At 61.1% G+C, this 13,310-nt stretch carries 22 protein-coding genes; 7 read left to right on the forward strand and 15 right to left on the reverse strand.

Annotated features, from left to right (window positions below; genetic code table 11):
• Window position 1: 1 nt before the first annotated feature.
• On the reverse strand, window positions 2-727 hold the full coding sequence (locus CIT25_RS00685) for a GntR family transcriptional regulator (protein WP_095482664.1): 726 nt from the start codon (window positions 725-727) through the stop codon (window positions 2-4).
• A gap of 106 nt (window positions 728-833) precedes the next feature.
• On the opposite strand from CIT25_RS00685, the gene CIT25_RS00690 reads away from it, so the two are divergent.
• Window positions 834-1,307, forward strand: coding sequence for a hypothetical protein (locus tag CIT25_RS00690; RefSeq protein ID WP_245329719.1), 474 nt, complete (start codon window positions 834-836; stop codon window positions 1,305-1,307).
• Between the two features lie 80 nt (window positions 1,308-1,387).
• On the opposite strand, the gene CIT25_RS00695 is transcribed toward CIT25_RS00690, so the two are convergent.
• The 4 genes from CIT25_RS00695 to CIT25_RS00710 all read right to left on the reverse strand — a co-directional run bounded on the left by CIT25_RS00695 (window position 1,388) and on the right by CIT25_RS00710 (window position 2,980).
• Window positions 1,388-1,648 carry a DUF2934 domain-containing protein gene (locus CIT25_RS00695; RefSeq protein WP_095482849.1) on the reverse strand — a complete coding sequence of 87 codons (261 nt, stop codon included), beginning with the start codon at window positions 1,646-1,648 and terminating at the stop codon, window positions 1,388-1,390.
• An 80-nt stretch (window positions 1,649-1,728) separates the two neighbouring features.
• A complete protein-coding gene (locus CIT25_RS00700; RefSeq protein ID WP_095482666.1) occupies window positions 1,729-1,935 on the reverse strand; it encodes a hypothetical protein in 207 nt (68 codons plus the stop codon).
• Between the two features lie 100 nt (window positions 1,936-2,035).
• Window positions 2,036-2,341, reverse strand: a complete 306-nt coding sequence (locus tag CIT25_RS00705) for a DUF1236 domain-containing protein (protein WP_095482667.1) — start codon at window positions 2,339-2,341, stop codon at window positions 2,036-2,038.
• 324 nt (window positions 2,342-2,665) lie between these two features.
• Window positions 2,666-2,980, reverse strand: coding sequence for a hypothetical protein (locus CIT25_RS00710; RefSeq protein WP_095482668.1), 315 nt, complete (start codon window positions 2,978-2,980; stop codon window positions 2,666-2,668).
• Between the two features lie 265 nt (window positions 2,981-3,245).
• Here CIT25_RS00710 and CIT25_RS36740 point away from each other — a divergent pair, with 265 nt between their 5' ends.
• Entirely contained in the window at window positions 3,246-3,392 is a 147-nt protein-coding gene (locus tag CIT25_RS36740) for a hypothetical protein (RefSeq protein ID WP_095482669.1), read from the forward strand.
• Window positions 3,393-3,448: 56 nt separating this feature from the next.
• Here the strand turns inward: CIT25_RS36740 and CIT25_RS00720 are convergent, their stop codons facing one another.
• The 5 genes from CIT25_RS00720 to CIT25_RS00745 form a co-directional block, all read right to left on the reverse strand.
• Window positions 3,449-3,742 carry a hypothetical protein gene (locus CIT25_RS00720; RefSeq protein ID WP_095482670.1) on the reverse strand — a complete coding sequence of 98 codons (294 nt, stop codon included), beginning with the start codon at window positions 3,740-3,742 and terminating at the stop codon, window positions 3,449-3,451.
• A gap of 120 nt (window positions 3,743-3,862) precedes the next feature.
• Window positions 3,863-4,207, reverse strand: a complete 345-nt coding sequence (locus CIT25_RS00725; RefSeq protein WP_164547165.1) for a hypothetical protein — start codon at window positions 4,205-4,207, stop codon at window positions 3,863-3,865.
• Window positions 4,208-4,366: 159 nt separating this feature from the next.
• Window positions 4,367-4,633, reverse strand: coding sequence for a hypothetical protein (locus CIT25_RS00735; protein ID WP_095482671.1), 267 nt, complete (start codon window positions 4,631-4,633; stop codon window positions 4,367-4,369).
• A 1-nt stretch (window position 4,634) separates the two neighbouring features.
• Complete coding sequence (locus CIT25_RS00740; RefSeq protein WP_095482672.1) at window positions 4,635-4,853, reverse strand: hypothetical protein; 219 nt, start codon at window positions 4,851-4,853, stop codon at window positions 4,635-4,637.
• Window positions 4,850-5,656 carry an N-acetylmuramidase family protein gene (locus CIT25_RS00745; protein ID WP_095482673.1) on the reverse strand — a complete coding sequence of 269 codons (807 nt, stop codon included), beginning with the start codon at window positions 5,654-5,656 and terminating at the stop codon, window positions 4,850-4,852. Before CIT25_RS00745 ends, CIT25_RS00740 begins: the two co-directional genes overlap by 4 nt.
• A gap of 80 nt (window positions 5,657-5,736) precedes the next feature.
• On the opposite strand from CIT25_RS00745, the gene CIT25_RS00750 reads away from it, so the two are divergent.
• The 5 genes from CIT25_RS00750 (at window position 5,737) to CIT25_RS00760 (ending at window position 7,818) form a co-directional block, all read left to right on the forward strand.
• A complete protein-coding gene (locus tag CIT25_RS00750) occupies window positions 5,737-5,922 on the forward strand; it encodes a hypothetical protein (protein ID WP_095482674.1) in 186 nt (61 codons plus the stop codon).
• Between the two features lie 123 nt (window positions 5,923-6,045).
• A complete protein-coding gene (locus tag CIT25_RS36745; RefSeq protein ID WP_167391021.1) occupies window positions 6,046-6,213 on the forward strand; it encodes a hypothetical protein in 168 nt (55 codons plus the stop codon).
• Window positions 6,214-6,345: 132 nt separating this feature from the next.
• Entirely contained in the window at window positions 6,346-6,546 is a 201-nt protein-coding gene (locus CIT25_RS00755) for a hypothetical protein (RefSeq protein WP_095482675.1), read from the forward strand.
• A gap of 148 nt (window positions 6,547-6,694) precedes the next feature.
• On the forward strand, window positions 6,695-6,865 hold the full coding sequence (locus CIT25_RS36750) for a hypothetical protein (protein ID WP_164759374.1): 171 nt from the start codon (window positions 6,695-6,697) through the stop codon (window positions 6,863-6,865).
• A 206-nt stretch (window positions 6,866-7,071) separates the two neighbouring features.
• A complete protein-coding gene (locus CIT25_RS00760) occupies window positions 7,072-7,818 on the forward strand; it encodes a hypothetical protein (protein ID WP_095482676.1) in 747 nt (248 codons plus the stop codon).
• Between the two features lie 210 nt (window positions 7,819-8,028).
• On the opposite strand, the gene CIT25_RS38025 is transcribed toward CIT25_RS00760, so the two are convergent.
• From CIT25_RS38025 to CIT25_RS00785, 5 genes are all read right to left on the reverse strand, one after another.
• The gene (locus CIT25_RS38025; RefSeq protein ID WP_095482677.1) at window positions 8,029-8,616 is read right to left on the reverse strand and encodes an acyltransferase; all 588 of its coding nucleotides are present in this window, start codon (window positions 8,614-8,616) and stop codon (window positions 8,029-8,031) included.
• A 33-nt stretch (window positions 8,617-8,649) separates the two neighbouring features.
• Window positions 8,650-11,382 (reverse strand): SGNH/GDSL hydrolase family protein, encoded by a 2,733-nt coding sequence (locus CIT25_RS00770; protein WP_095482678.1) that lies wholly within the window; start codon window positions 11,380-11,382, stop codon window positions 8,650-8,652.
• A 158-nt stretch (window positions 11,383-11,540) separates the two neighbouring features.
• A complete protein-coding gene (locus CIT25_RS00775) occupies window positions 11,541-11,891 on the reverse strand; it encodes a VanZ family protein (RefSeq protein WP_095482679.1) in 351 nt (116 codons plus the stop codon).
• A gap of 33 nt (window positions 11,892-11,924) precedes the next feature.
• Window positions 11,925-12,563, reverse strand: a complete 639-nt coding sequence (locus CIT25_RS00780) for a hypothetical protein (protein WP_206072905.1) — start codon at window positions 12,561-12,563, stop codon at window positions 11,925-11,927.
• Window positions 12,564-12,711: 148 nt separating this feature from the next.
• Window positions 12,712-13,299 (reverse strand): T6SS immunity protein Tdi1 domain-containing protein, encoded by a 588-nt coding sequence (locus tag CIT25_RS00785; protein ID WP_095482851.1) that lies wholly within the window; start codon window positions 13,297-13,299, stop codon window positions 12,712-12,714.
• Between the last annotated feature and the right edge of the window lie 11 nt (window positions 13,300-13,310).

Raw genomic sequence — 13,310 nt, forward strand, 5'->3', positions numbered from 1 at the left:
CTCAGAACTCCAGGTGAAGGGCGAAATGCGCCGGATTGAGCAGGCTGGTGACATATTCGATGGCGCGGCCATCGGCGGCGCGCGTCAACCGCCGCGTGCGCAGGAACGGCGCGCCGGGCGCGCAGTCGAGAATGGCCGCGTCCTCGGCGCTCAGCATCTCGATATCGACCCATTCCTCGCCATGGTCGGGGACAAGCCCCGCCCCGCGCAGTGTCTGGTGCAGCGAGCCTTCGCGCAGGCCGCGCAACGGCACGTCCTCCAGTTCGGGTGACAGCGGCAGGCGGCTGCGTTCGATCGAGATGGCGTGGCCGTCATCGGCGTTGGAGCGCACCCGGTCGACGGCGATGAAGAACGGGCTTTCGACGCCCAGCCTGGCGGCGAGCTCGGCATCCTGCATGACTTCGAGCCTGAGCGTGCGCGTCTCGGCATTGGCGCCGGCATTGGCCAGCGCGCGCGACCAGCCAACGGCGTCGTCGACCGGCATGCCGTCGAAGGTGACGAACGAGCCGATGCCGACCTTGGTGGTGATCAGCCCACGGCTCGACAACTCCTCAAGACCTTTGCGGATGGTGTTGCGGCTGACGGAGAAGCGCTGGACGAGTTCGTTCTCGCTCTGCAGGCGGTCGCCGAAACCGAGCACGCCGGAGCGGATCTCGTGCTCGAGGACGGTGGCGATCCGTTCGGGCTTGCCCGTTCCGGGAGATGACAGAGCCGTGCGACGCGCCATGGAATACCTGTTCAGTGGACCTGTATAGTCCTGTTCAATACTGTGACGTGGCCGTCATGTCAACGGCTCATGGCCAGCACGCTTGTTGAGTTCCCTGGCGTCCTCCATGCCGGGCAAGATCGCCCTGCTGATCACGAACGGTTCGTCGCAGGCCGGAATTTTATGGGAACCTTCACCACCCCCGAGCGGTTTTTTCTATAGTCGCAAATGCGGCGACAATCGAAAAAATGGAGACAAATGGAGACAAGCTATGCTTACGAAAATTCTCGCAGCGTCCTTACTCGCCGCTGGTCTGGCGACCTCTGCGATGGCCCAGAATGCCAGCGACCCAGACGCTGACATGGGTACCGGCAGCGACAGAAGCGTCGTCACCGACCCGGCCCCGATTGATCCGAACCTGGCCGAACCGAATACTGTCGATCCCGGGATTACTGGTAGCATTATTGCGGGCCCTGACGGTTTGAATTCCAATGCCGATCAGAACTGCCCTATAGGCCCGCAGGGCGCGATGCCCGATGCAACGAACAAGGCTCCCGGCACGGTTTCACCGACCGTCAACGACAATCACTGCGGCAAGTAACCGAGATCGATTTCGGGAACTCACGCTTTTCGGCCGCGGCACGGACAGAGCTTCGTCCCGCGGCCGAAGCGCTATATGTTCTAGCTCGCTGAAGCCTTGCGCGGCCGGGCAGCCTTTGGCTTAGTGCCCTTGGGCTTGCTATCCTTGGCCGTGCTATCCTTGGGCTCGGCGGCCGCCGGCCCCTTCGGCCGAGCCGCCTTCGCTTTCGGCTTGCTGTCCTCACCGTCGATCTCGGCTGTGGCCTGGTCCCAGTGCTGCTGATGCGCACCGTCGGGCCGGCCGGCTTGTTCCCAGATCGCGTGGGCCCGCTGACGAATGCGTTCTTGCCTGTCGTCCGTCACTGTTGCCTCCATCGGCTCGAATCCGTGAGCGGCAACTGTTTTAGCTGAAATTTCGATCGGCGTCTTGAGCGGCTTCAGCCCTAGTCGGATAGAACCGCGACACCGAGGAGTGCTGCCTTCTTGGTGATCAGCCCCGCCAGATCCGCGTCCGAGCGCTCCGTTCCAGTTCGCTCACGCACCGCTGCAATCAACTCCTTCATCGACAACAGGGCAGTGCCCCGTTCAGCAAGCAATTTGTCGACAGATGCGGCCACATTGACATTGGAAGACTCGACATGCGGCAACATGGAAATGGCTCCTTCCCGCGACAAGACGATCAACAGCCGGCTGCCTGCCGGCGAGCCGCCGCTCCCTCTTGCGTCTTCCCGAGAGAGCGGCGGGTGAAGGTCAGTCGATGACCTGCACGATCCTGCGGGTGCCGGGATCGACCAGCACGGTGCGATCGTCGACGACCACGTATCTGTATTCCATGTCGGGAACGTCGATCGGATGAAGCTCAACCGTGTCGGGCAAGGTGGAACCGACATTGAGCTCCACTCCCAGAAGGCTGATCGACGCCAGCGGGTGCCTCTGCACGTATTCGCGGACGACTGTCTGCTGCTCGGGCGTGATAATCACCTGGTCTGCGGTGGCCACGCCGACACCGGCGAGCAGAACCAGCCCGGCGGCGGCAGGAACAAGGTGGATTTTCATCGTCTTCTCCTGTCTGGTTTGCGGACTCCGCCTTCCACAGTCAGGAACGGCAAGCCCAGATTGCAAAACGCCCACGCAACCTTCTTGTTCCGTGAGCGGCCGCTAATCGATCGCCGCATTGGCGCAGCCTTGATGCGTTGCTGCGAGAAATCGCAGTGGCCCGCGTTCCTGTCCGCAGGCACGCGGGCCGATCGGATCTCCCGATCAGCAGCGATACCGGAGGGGGGTGATATCGACTGCTTCGACAAGAACAATTAGCAAGAACTAATGTTCCGGGCCGCAAGCGAAAAAGCCTGCGAACCGCCGCGAGACGGCGAGCGCGGCCTATTGTTTCGGCGGCTGCGCCGGCACCTCGCCGGGCTTGATCACCGGCGTCCTGCCTTCGTCCGGCGGCGGTGCGGCCATGCCCTGATCGCCCGTCGGCGGCGGCTGCAGCACGCCGTTGCAGGGATCAAGCATCTCAGTCAGGCTGTTGTTGATGGCCGGCGGCTTCTGCTGCTGGCCGTTCTGCGGTTCGGCCTGGCAAGGGCCGGCGGGCGCCTGGTCGGGTGTCTGGTTATCCGTCTGGGCGGCAACCGGCGCCGCCAACGCCAGTGCGCCCAGCATCAACATGCTCGGCAAGAGTGCGAAAGGTTTCATATCGAACTCCTTTCCTGCGAAGGACCATCTCCTAGCCAAAGCAGTGGGCGGCGATTGGTTCCCGCATGCGGCAACGCGCCCAGCCCCATGCTGGTTCAGGAAACGCCCGCAAATTCATGAGCTCCGTTGCTATTCGACCGACACGATAGTTTTGAGCGGCAATGCGGATGACATCCGTTGAAGACGCAAAAAAACCGCCCCGTTTCCGGGGCGGGCGCGGCATGTTGAGGAATCGTTAATCAGCGATTGCTACTATAGCGAGATCATGACCAAGAACCTCGGAAACGCCGTCAGGAACGCCCCAAAGGAACCGGCAAGGAACTCCGTGCTCAGCCGGCTGGCGCCGGCCTTGTTTCCCCTGGCGGTCGTCGCGCTGGGGTATCTGCTCGGCCGGCAATTCTTCGGCTTCTAGGGCATCCGGTCCCGCGGCTTCACACGAAAAACCTTGGATCGAGCGCCGGCTGCTTCTCAGTCCGGGAAATCGAAGACCGGTTCCTCGCATCGATGGACACGACATTGACCGTCACGCGTCCGGATATAGGAGGTGACAGGCACTTCGGGCCAGTCGCATTCATTGCCGAATTGGCGGACATATCGATCATAGGTGTTGCGGCCGGTGGTCAGGACGACTGCACGCCGACTCTGGATCAGAAGTTGCGTCTGTTCGCATGTCATGGTGCGCGCATCCGGCCGGGCGTAAGCCATGCTTGTGGCGGCGAGCAGGATCGCTGCGGCTGTCGAGACGATTGGGCGAGCTGGCATGGGTACATCCTCACAAGGGTCGTGCCTAACGCGCACCTTCGCCCGTGGTTCCGCAATCTTCACCCCGAGCGGTATCTCCCGCGGGAGACTGTTTACCGCGGCGCAATAAGACAGGCGCAATCACTCCTCCTTCCCCGGCTTGAACCGCCTCACCACCACCTCGAAGACGATGTCCGAGATCCACATCGCCGAGACGCCGATGAGGAACGCCGCGGCCAGCGTCGTGGTGTCGTCGTCAGGCGACGGAATCGGCAGGCCGGTGGCGCGGAAGTAGTGCACCACTGGCAATGTCAGGTAGGCCGCCGCCAGCGCGCCGCAGATCGGCGACGCCACCATCTCGCGAACCTTGTAGCGGTGGCGTGACAAGGCTCGCAAGATGCCGCCGGAAAGGCCGGCGACCACCACCGGCGCCTTGATGCCGAGAGCATCGAGAAGCTCCTGTATCATGGCTTCCACCCGCACCATCTGGCGCCCTTCCCGTTGTAGGCATTCACCTCGTCGAGCTCGGGTCGCGTCATGGCTGCGACGACCGCCACCGACGGACGGCGCTGCTGGTTGTGTCGCACCAGACCTGACGCGCCGGCGAAACCGGCGTTGTGCATCCGGCGAGCAACAGGCAGAGGATCAGTGCTTTGCCCATCGCATCGCCTCCCGCCGTGCCGCTTCGTCCGGCAGGTCGCGCGCCGCGCGTTCGGCATCGGTCGCCTCGCGGCCCATTTCGAGGCGATCCTGCGCGGCGGCGAGTTCTTCCGCCGCTCGCCTGGCCGCGTCCTTCTTGGCCCGGCTGATGCCTCCGGCGACATAGAGCCCGACGCCGCCAACCAGCGCGGCGAAGATCGACATGACCGTCTTGTTGCCGGCGAGCGCGCTCAGCATGGAAAGCACCCACATCTCAATTGCCCTCCACGGCGGGCTGCTTTTTGACGAGGCCGGCGACGCCGTCGGGGACGACATTCATCAGGATCTTGAGCAGGGTCAGCACCCCGGCGATCTTGAGCGCCAGGGCGGCGTCGATGCCGAACATCGTCCAGTCGAAGCCGACCAAGCTGGTGAGCAGCAGGATCAGCACATTGATCAGATTGTGTGCGGCATTCGTATTGAACCACTTCATGGTTTTGCCTTTCGAAACAAAGAGGGGACCTTTCGAAACAAGGGAAGGATTGCGGCGACCAAGGAGGCCACGACTACGGCCCAGGGCCGGACTCCAGCCTTGCCCGGCTCTGCCTTCGGAGCCGAAGGCGTGGGACCTTCCGGTTGTGGAGCCTGTGGGATCGGGACAGGCGCTGGAGGCTGCGCTGGGGCAGCGGGCGGCCACGGCGTGTCCTTGATCCCAGACCATTTGCGGAACGCGTCGGCAAGCCGGGTGTCATAGGCGTTCTTCCTGTAGGACGCGCCGTTGTAGCCCTTGGCAAAGCCGGCCGAATCATGCTTGCGCAATTTGTCGTCGAGCCGGTTCGCGGCGATGAAATTGACCGCCGCCGCCAGCTGCAGCGCCTCGTCCTCCATCATGGCTTCGACCATGGCCTGCACGGTGAGGAAGCCGGCCGCCTCGAAATTCTCGCCGAGAACCTGGCCGAGGCCCCATGACGCCGATCTGAGCGCCGCCGTCTCGTCGATCGCGCAGGCGGCTTTCAGGCGCGGATAGCTGTCCCGGGGATAAGGCTTTTCGCCCCACCTGACATAAGCAAGGCCAGCCGCGACAGCTTGTGCCCGCGCCGTCCCCGACAGGTTGCGAAAAAAGACATGCGGCTCGAACAGGATGATCGGCCGGCCCTGGGCGTCGAAGCCATGCCCGCTGGTCTCGACATCGAGGAAGGCATGGATCTCATCCTCGCCGACGCCGATCCTGGCGCCAAGCCTCGGCAGATCGAGATCGGTGAGGCGCCTGGCGGCGCCCTTGAACGTGGTGTCCATGGGTTTCCTTTCCGCCCTCGCGGGCAGGTTGATGTTTGCAAGCGATTGTGTGAAATGAGCCCAAAGGGGAGGATGGGCCCATGTCGCAAGATGACGGAACGGCCGCGGCGCGCTGGACGGTGAAGGCCGAACTATGCGCGGTCGGCCGCGATAAGCCGTTGCTTGTGGCTCTGGCAGCGATCTTCTGCCTCTATTGTGGGGTGGTCGCCGGGCCGATCCTCTATGCGTTCCTGGCCATCCGGGGCATGGCGGATTTCTTCAAGTGACGGTGTCGACCATTTGAGAACAGCTCGATCCGTCTTGCCAACTCAAGCGAAATTGCTTAGCCGGGATGAAACTGCTCCCATGAACCGTTCGTACCTTGTGGGACACAGGGTGCGGGAGGGCACGTGACAATAAGGATCAGGCTTCCGGGCGGGACGTTGAAGATCAAGAAAAGGGACGAGCTTCGCCGCCGCGAGCAGAAGCGCGAAGTCCCGGTCTGGCAGGTCGGAAAGTACTTCATCGTCTGGTGGCCGAGCAGCATGTCGCCGTCCGGGCGCCCACCAAAACAATGATCCCGAGCCTGCGACCCGAACCCTTCTGGAACCAGTTGCAGAAATAGCCCCAGAAATAGTCAACGACCGGCCATTGACTATTCCGCTGCGGAAGCTCTCTAATTGCTGCACTGCACAATGGGGATTGGGCTGATGACGGTTCGTATCAAGCTGCCGGGCGGCACCTTGAAGATGAAGGTGTATCGGGAATTGCGCGAGCGCGAGCGCGCCCGCCGCGTACCGGTTCTGAAGATGGGTTCGCTGTATTTCACCTGGTGGTCGAACCGCCAGCGTCCTTTGAACGGCCAGCCGGGTGCACCGGACGATCCTGACCGGCCCCAGGCAATGCGTTGACACCCTGGACCGTCATCGGGCGCCTGCGCTCAAATCCTTCCGGAATAGTCAAAGAACTTGCCTATCGGCTGTTGACTCTTCCCTGGGGGAAGTTCTCTAATTGCTGCATTGCACATCATCGTTGCGTTGCACGGCGGGAGTTGAACCGATGGCAGTGCGTATCAAATTGCCAGGCGGCACCCTGAAGATGAAAGTTTATCGCGAATTGCGGGTGCGCGAACGCGAGCGCCGCGTGCCGGTCATGAAGATAGGTTCGCTGTATTTTATCTGGTGGTCGAACAGCCAGCCTCACAATAAGCCGCAAGACAACCATCAATAGCTGTTGCGCAGAAAAATCATCGACCGACAAGACGCAGCCGCTCTCTACCTGCGATGGCGAAGTGTCTGCGCAGCCTCCTTGCCAGAGACCCTGTCGAGCCAACGAATTAGAGCGTGAATGCCTCACGATCACGCTTGCAAAGCGGAGGTGCTTGCCGCAAATGATGGGCAGGTGGGCAGGTGGGCAGACGGTCGAGGAGTCGATCTATGAGCATCCGATCCCGTATGCACACCTTACTTCGCGCGAGTCCTCTCCGCTACTATTATCACCTCATCAAGGGGCAGATCGGCGGAGCCCCTCAGTCCGATGAAAGCGTAATTTTGTCCCGGATTGCCGGACAATGCCCCCGCACCTTCTTGGAATTTGGGTTCCATCCCACAGAATACAATTGCATCGGGCTTCGAGACTTTCAGGGCCTTCTGGTGGATGGGGACGCACAAACTGTTCGATTGGCTCGTTCCCTCCTTCCGAAACATATCGAAGCACGCCAGAGTTTCATCACTCTCGACAACATCAACAACCTGGGGACGCACTTTCCGACGCTTGGGGTGTTATCGATAGATGTTGATGGAAACGACTACTGGTTTCTCAATGCTCTGTTGCCGGTGCGACCGACTGTCATCGCCGTCGAGTACAATGCCAGCTTTGGTCTTCACCCGATCACCGTGCCCTATGATCCGTCGTTCGATCGGAAGCAGAAGCACGACAGCGGCTGGTATCACGGCGCTTCGATCACCGCCCTGACGAAGCTCTGCAAGGATCAGGGATATAAGCCGGTCGCCGTTTCGGCCGCTGGCGGCAACGTCTTCTTCCTACCTCAATCATCAGACCTACCCGAATTAGAGCCTGCGCAAGCCTATCGCGAAAGCACTCTGCGCAATCGCTGGTCCGGCACGACGGCGAAGGACCAGTGGGAGCGCGTTAAGCACATGCCTTTTGTCGATGTGCCCTGAGATCGAGACGAACAATGAACGGTGGCCCACCCCCTTCGCTTCACAATCCACGCGATTGATCAGCAGCGACAAATTTCCATGCCGATCGCCATGAGCGTGGATGAGGGAGAGATGCGCGAGCATTTCAAAGAGGTTTGCAGCGAAATGCCGCACATGCATGTAGCGCTCTACGATGGCGCAGTGCTCATTGATGAGCGACAGCCAAACGCATCATTTCACCAGTCGCGGCTCAGGCCGGACCAAAGCGTCGGCCGGGACGTCCGAACGCACGATCGAGCCGGCAGAAATTACCGCCCGGTCGCCTATCGTCACCCCTTTCATGATCATGGCGCTGTTACCGATCCAGACATCATCTCCAATCGTGATCGGTGCTGAGCGGATGCCTGGGTCGACGCGCGGATGGCCTTCGCGAAAGATGGCCTGCATCTGCGCGAAACGCTTCTGCGGGTCCATCGGATGCGAGTTGGTATCGTGGATCGCTACCCCCCATGAGACGTGGACATGCTTGCCGATCTTGATTCCCACTGGGTCAGACGACCAAATCGTCGAGCCTGGGCCAAGATAGAACCAATCATCGATCTTGATCCGACCCTCGTGGGCGAAGACCTGCAAATGCCCGTCCAAATGGCTGTCGGACCCGATTGAGACCCGAGACCGGTCGCCGTGGATGTTGAAGATTTCCGCCCCGGCGCCAAACTTCGTGCGCGACCCGATGATGGCATTTTCCCTTGCAGCGCCGGTAGCGATCCATGACCAAAAGCGGCGGCGAAGAGCGAGGATGGCGGAGAAGATGCGCATTCGCGAACATCTGCCACACACCACCGTTTCAGTCTAGGCACCGAAAAGGCCCCGCCGCGCCATCTGACGCAGGCACTCGGCGTCGTAGGTGGCGTGGCGCAGGGAGCCAGCGGCGTTCGGGTGCAGCTCGTCAGCCATGTAGAGTGTCGACGTGAGGTAGCCCATGCCGCTCTGGGAGATGTCGATGAACGGAATGCCAAGCGCGTGAGCTACCTCGCGCTCAGCCTTGAAGAACTGATCCATCGTGTTGCCCTGGCCGTTGACGCGACCGACACGGTGGGTCGCGTGACCGGGACCGCCGCTGTAAGTTCCGATCATGACGATCTTGGCGTTCGGTGCCTGTGCCCGAATGGCGACGCATGCCGCCCACAGCGACCCGTAGTGGGTGGCGTAGGTCGTGTCGCCAAAGGCACCGAGAGGCGTCTCCTGCGCACCAAAGGCGTTCGGACCAGGCTCCAGGGTGACGAACTCCGTGTCGGCCGGAATGTCGACGATCTTGTTCGACATTCCGTAGCTAGGGTAGGCGGTAGTGCTCAGTCCCAGTGCCGAGCCACTGGCGCCGAGGTTGGTCAGGACCATGCCCGTCTGGCCTGCGAGCAGCGTCGCATAATAGGCGCCGATCGTGATGCTTGATCCCAAAGCTGCCCATTTAAGGCCAACCAGGGCTTCGCTGCCATCGTCGTAGGGATCGCCACCAATGTTGGACGGGTCTGCTAGGAGGCCGAGATACAAGGCGGCATTCGGGGTGACCGTGAGACCTGCGCTTTTCGACCAAGAAGAGGTGGACAGGTCCTCCGAGGAGAAGAAGGCATCCGTCCCGCCATTGATGCGGAATTCCGACCGCTGGATGTAGAGGCCGGACACACCATCGCCTACGTAAGGGTGCGTCCCAGTATCTTTGAAGATGCGGTGCTGCCAATTAGAGGAAGCCAATGCCGTTGCTGTCGCCTCGACCGTGCATTCAAACCAACCGTTGCCAAGAGCCAGAACGCTCGCCGCAGTGACCGCCGCGCCTCCCTGTGAGACAGTTCCGAGTTCCAGATCGAAGGTGCAGTCGATGGCCGCCGCGCTATTGGAAAACAGGTTGAGGCGTTTTCTCTCGGCCCTCTTGGCGATCACCTTCCAGACAATGAGGTCCCCGACGGCAACAGATTTCGCCTGCCAAGTCGAGGGACTTCCCGACACAGCCGGCTCAACGACCCTCGATGCCGTCATGCGGCCTCTGACGATCACGTCTAGGTCATCAACAATCGGAGACAGAGGGATTAGGACCGGTTCATACGGACTGGTCGTGGTAGTCACAGTCACGCTCTGCTTGGTGAAGGCAGCATTGGCTGGGTCGCTGCTCGGGAACAGGTTGGCCGTCAGGCCCTGTTTGCGCAGCACGATGCTTCGGATGTACATGCCGCTCACACCGTCAGCCGCGTATGGCAAGGCGCCGGCGGCGGACATGCGGGCCTGCACATTGTTCGTGACGTTGGCGGCGACAAGAACGACGGCCTTGCACTCATACCAACCTCCGCCGAGATCTGCCATGGCTGTGCTGACCAAATTCGCTCCCGAACTACTGGAGACGAGACCTTCTTCGAGGTTGAAGTTGGCTGTGTAGGATGCTCCAGCCGCAGCGTGGATAAGCTGCAGGGCGCTTCGCTCTCCAGCCTTGGCAACGACAACGTGCTCGATCGTCTCGCCCGACACAAAAGAGTAGGATCGATAGACGGACGGGCTGACCGACCCGGCCGCCTCTACGAGCTTGGCGGTCGGAACGCTTAGGCCTTCGATCATCGCCAAGCTATCGATGTTCGAAAGCAGCGCGGACGTTGCCGCCCTGACGCCGGTGTCGGTCGCTGCCGGGCCGGCCGTCACATTGTAGAGGCCAAGAACGCCGGTCGAAACTTCGGTCCAGAAATATTCGCCAACTGCCGCATTTGTGCCGAGCACGACAGCGGCGGCCGCGCCTGCCAACCCCGCCGATGCCGCGAAATTGAAGCTCGGCGCCACTGTGTAGAAGCCCGGCGCTGTGACCAGGATCTGCGTCAGGGCGCCGCCGGCGACCACGAACCGCCCGGCGGCACCCGAACCGGCGCCGCCGGTAAACGCCAGGTCGAAGGCACCATCAGTGCCGCCGGAGCCCGCCGCGATCGCACCGCTGCCGACGACGCCAAGGCCGATCGCCGCCGCGATCGTCGGAAAGATACCCTTGCCATACAAAGATGCGTCGCGCGCCGCCTGGGCGCTGGCCAGATTGGCCGCGGTAGTGACGACATCGGCGGCGGTTTGTCCGGCATTGGCGGCGGAGGTGGACGCGCTGGCGGCTGCCTGGCCGGCACTGGCCTCAGTGGCATCCTTCAGCACCTGCGTTTCATCGCGCAGCGCTTCGACCTCATCGACAACGTCAGAAATGTCGGGCGGCACAAACGGGATAATCGCAATGGCATCGGTGCCCACGACCGGCTCGTCCGCCGTAAACTGGAACACCCGGTCGGAATTGGCTGACCCGACCTGCGTGTGAACCGTCGTTCCCTTCTGCAGGGTGCGGGCGGTGCGGGCGTCGGCGGCGCGGAACCATCCGCCTTCGCTCACCGTGTAGATGCCGTTCTGCGTCGGGTCGGCCTGGTCCTTGACCAGCACCCGGTCGCCGACCGCCGCCGGCACATCGTCGATGGTCTGCAGGCCGTAGAGGATGACATTGACCGTGGTCGCCAGACGCACGGGTTCGCGTTCGCCGGTCAGAAGTCGAACGGCGGCAGTTGCAGGTCGGGCCATCAGGCTTGCTCCATGAAAAAAGCCCCGCGAAAGCGAGGCTGGAAAGTGTTCTGAGATTTCGCCCACGGGACGTGCGGTCCATGGCGTATCGGGGGAAGGTTCCGGCCCTTGGGGCGCGGAAGAAACGCAGCTGGCCTAGCCGGGGTGTCCGCTGCGGCCTATGTCAATCCGCCAACGCGCCTCTTTGTCCAGCCTGCGATTGTCAGCCCGCACGCCATGCCGGCGCAGTCGGCAACCCAGTCGAGCACATCCATATCGCGCCCTATCAGTTGCGCGCCCTGAAGAACCTCGATCGCCGCGCCGGTCAAAGCGAGGAGAACAATCAGCCTTGTCTTGTGTTCCGGCCAGCCGAGGCTTCCCAAGGCCGCCAGCACGACGAAGGCGATGGCGTGGTTGAGCTTGTCGTCATGAAACGTGACCGCCATGCCGAGATCCGGCAGGAACCGCACCGGCAGAAGAGCAAGCAGGAGAACGCCGGTCAACGTGACCAGAAAAACGATCCTTGCCATGATCGGAAAAGAGTCTACGCGTAACAAGATAGGTCAGTCCTTCATCTGAAAAGTCTGGCTCGCCTGACATGGTCCCGACAGGGAACTACCAGCTCGCGCAACATCCGAGCCTGCGGCACGCCATAGGCTACCATCATGACCATAATCAGACCACCGGCCGGTGCGCGCACGATTGGCCGCGCTTGTCGGCGAGCCCAGTACATCACTCTCGAACTTCCGGCAGAACCTTTTCGTCGAGGAATTTGAGACGGCTGCCCAACATTTCAGCGTAGCGGGATTCGCCGGCACATTGACAGGGGTCAACTTCGCCACCGACTTCCCCTGCCGCGCGGCCTCAACCCATTCTTCCATGGCGCCGATATATCCGTCCAGCGCCTCATAGGGATTCTTGGCGTCGTCACAAGGTATATATGTTGGAGGCACATCGCCAACGATCACCCATATCCACTGAGCCACATCGGGTCTGCCGGGCACGATCTCGAACAAAAAAATGTAGATTATGCCATCGGCGCCGTATCCGAAGGATTCACCTTTGATGGCTGAAACCCAATCATAGAATTCAAGATATTTCCGGGCTTCCCGACGTGCAGCATCAAGCTCTTCATCGCCTGTGCTTTTGTCGGTCGACGGCAGGCGGGTGACGCTGCTTAGGTCTGGGATGGCAGTGTTCATGTTATTTCCTAGGATTTCCCAACGTTGCAAAGGTTCAGCTACGGTCAATGCAATGGACGCCCGAACAAGATTGCACCTTAGAGCCCACAGAATTTTCGGGGCAACATCTCAAACAACTCGGTGATCATCTGCCACCCGGACCTTGTCGTTATCTAAGGTTGATACGAACGGGTGTTCCCGGTGGCAGGTCTTTAACTTGAACTATCAGTTGGCCCATGAAGTGCCAATAGATCTCCAAGTCCGATAGTTCCAGATTTTCGATTTCGTCCTTGCCGTTCAGAAATAGTGGTTCTTTATAGCCTATGCATTGGTTATACGCAGGCTCGGCGCCGCCCGCGCCCCGCCAATCTGCGTACATGTTGGCGGCCAGCGCTGCCTCTTCGTCCTCCATAAGTTCGACTTCGTGGAAGGTCCGGATATTGGCAGGTATCTGAAGGGCCTGTCCCGTGCCCGGTTCGAACATCACGACACCTGGTTCCCCCTGCTCTAGCCGCCACGTATCGGTGGCGAATGCGGTCCCCTGCCAATCGTAACCAAAGCAGGTGATCCGCCCAGTGAATTTAGGGAAACCCAGGCAGACACGTTCATTCCAATCCGCCACCTCTGACGCACGAATGATGCGGTACAGACCATGCTTGAACGAAGCACCGCCGAAACTGGAGAGCAACTCGCTCAATCCGTGGATTTTCGAATCCAACGGGAAATTGCCACTGTCGGTCGGTAACCTGCCGTCCATTGGAAAGTTTC

This window comes from Mesorhizobium mediterraneum (genome assembly GCF_002284565.1).
GTDB lineage: Bacteria > Pseudomonadota > Alphaproteobacteria > Rhizobiales > Rhizobiaceae > Mesorhizobium > Mesorhizobium mediterraneum.

Excerpts from the sequence above, each read along its gene's own strand:
- CIT25_RS00685 (WP_095482664.1), bottom strand. The coding sequence starts at position 727 with ATGGCGCGTCGCACGGCTCTGTCATCTCCCGGAACGGGCAAGCCCGAA.
- CIT25_RS00690 (WP_245329719.1), top strand. The coding sequence starts at position 834 with ATGCCGGGCAAGATCGCCCTGCTGATCACGAACGGTTCGTCGCAGGCC.
- CIT25_RS00700 (WP_095482666.1), bottom strand. The coding sequence starts at position 1,935 with ATGTTGCCGCATGTCGAGTCTTCCAATGTCAATGTGGCCGCATCTGTC.
- CIT25_RS00705 (WP_095482667.1), bottom strand. The coding sequence starts at position 2,341 with ATGAAAATCCACCTTGTTCCTGCCGCCGCCGGGCTGGTTCTGCTCGCC.
- CIT25_RS00710 (WP_095482668.1), bottom strand. The coding sequence starts at position 2,980 with ATGAAACCTTTCGCACTCTTGCCGAGCATGTTGATGCTGGGCGCACTG.
- CIT25_RS36740 (WP_095482669.1), top strand. The coding sequence starts at position 3,246 with ATGACCAAGAACCTCGGAAACGCCGTCAGGAACGCCCCAAAGGAACCG.
- CIT25_RS00720 (WP_095482670.1), bottom strand. The coding sequence starts at position 3,742 with ATGCCAGCTCGCCCAATCGTCTCGACAGCCGCAGCGATCCTGCTCGCC.
- CIT25_RS00725 (WP_164547165.1), bottom strand. The coding sequence starts at position 4,207 with ATGGTGCGGGTGGAAGCCATGATACAGGAGCTTCTCGATGCTCTCGGC.
- CIT25_RS00735 (WP_095482671.1), bottom strand. The coding sequence starts at position 4,633 with ATGTGGGTGCTTTCCATGCTGAGCGCGCTCGCCGGCAACAAGACGGTC.
- CIT25_RS00740 (WP_095482672.1), bottom strand. The coding sequence starts at position 4,853 with ATGAAGTGGTTCAATACGAATGCCGCACACAATCTGATCAATGTGCTG.
- CIT25_RS00745 (WP_095482673.1), bottom strand. The coding sequence starts at position 5,656 with ATGGACACCACGTTCAAGGGCGCCGCCAGGCGCCTCACCGATCTCGAT.
- CIT25_RS00750 (WP_095482674.1), top strand. The coding sequence starts at position 5,737 with ATGTCGCAAGATGACGGAACGGCCGCGGCGCGCTGGACGGTGAAGGCC.
- CIT25_RS00755 (WP_095482675.1), top strand. The coding sequence starts at position 6,346 with ATGACGGTTCGTATCAAGCTGCCGGGCGGCACCTTGAAGATGAAGGTG.
- CIT25_RS36750 (WP_164759374.1), top strand. The coding sequence starts at position 6,695 with ATGGCAGTGCGTATCAAATTGCCAGGCGGCACCCTGAAGATGAAAGTT.
- CIT25_RS00760 (WP_095482676.1), top strand. The coding sequence starts at position 7,072 with ATGAGCATCCGATCCCGTATGCACACCTTACTTCGCGCGAGTCCTCTC.
- CIT25_RS38025 (WP_095482677.1), bottom strand. The coding sequence starts at position 8,616 with ATGCGCATCTTCTCCGCCATCCTCGCTCTTCGCCGCCGCTTTTGGTCA.
- CIT25_RS00770 (WP_095482678.1), bottom strand. The coding sequence starts at position 11,382 with ATGGCCCGACCTGCAACTGCCGCCGTTCGACTTCTGACCGGCGAACGC.
- CIT25_RS00775 (WP_095482679.1), bottom strand. The coding sequence starts at position 11,891 with ATGGCAAGGATCGTTTTTCTGGTCACGTTGACCGGCGTTCTCCTGCTT.
- CIT25_RS00780 (WP_206072905.1), bottom strand. The coding sequence starts at position 12,563 with ATGAACACTGCCATCCCAGACCTAAGCAGCGTCACCCGCCTGCCGTCG.
- CIT25_RS00785 (WP_095482851.1), bottom strand. The coding sequence starts at position 13,299 with ATGGACGGCAGGTTACCGACCGACAGTGGCAATTTCCCGTTGGATTCG.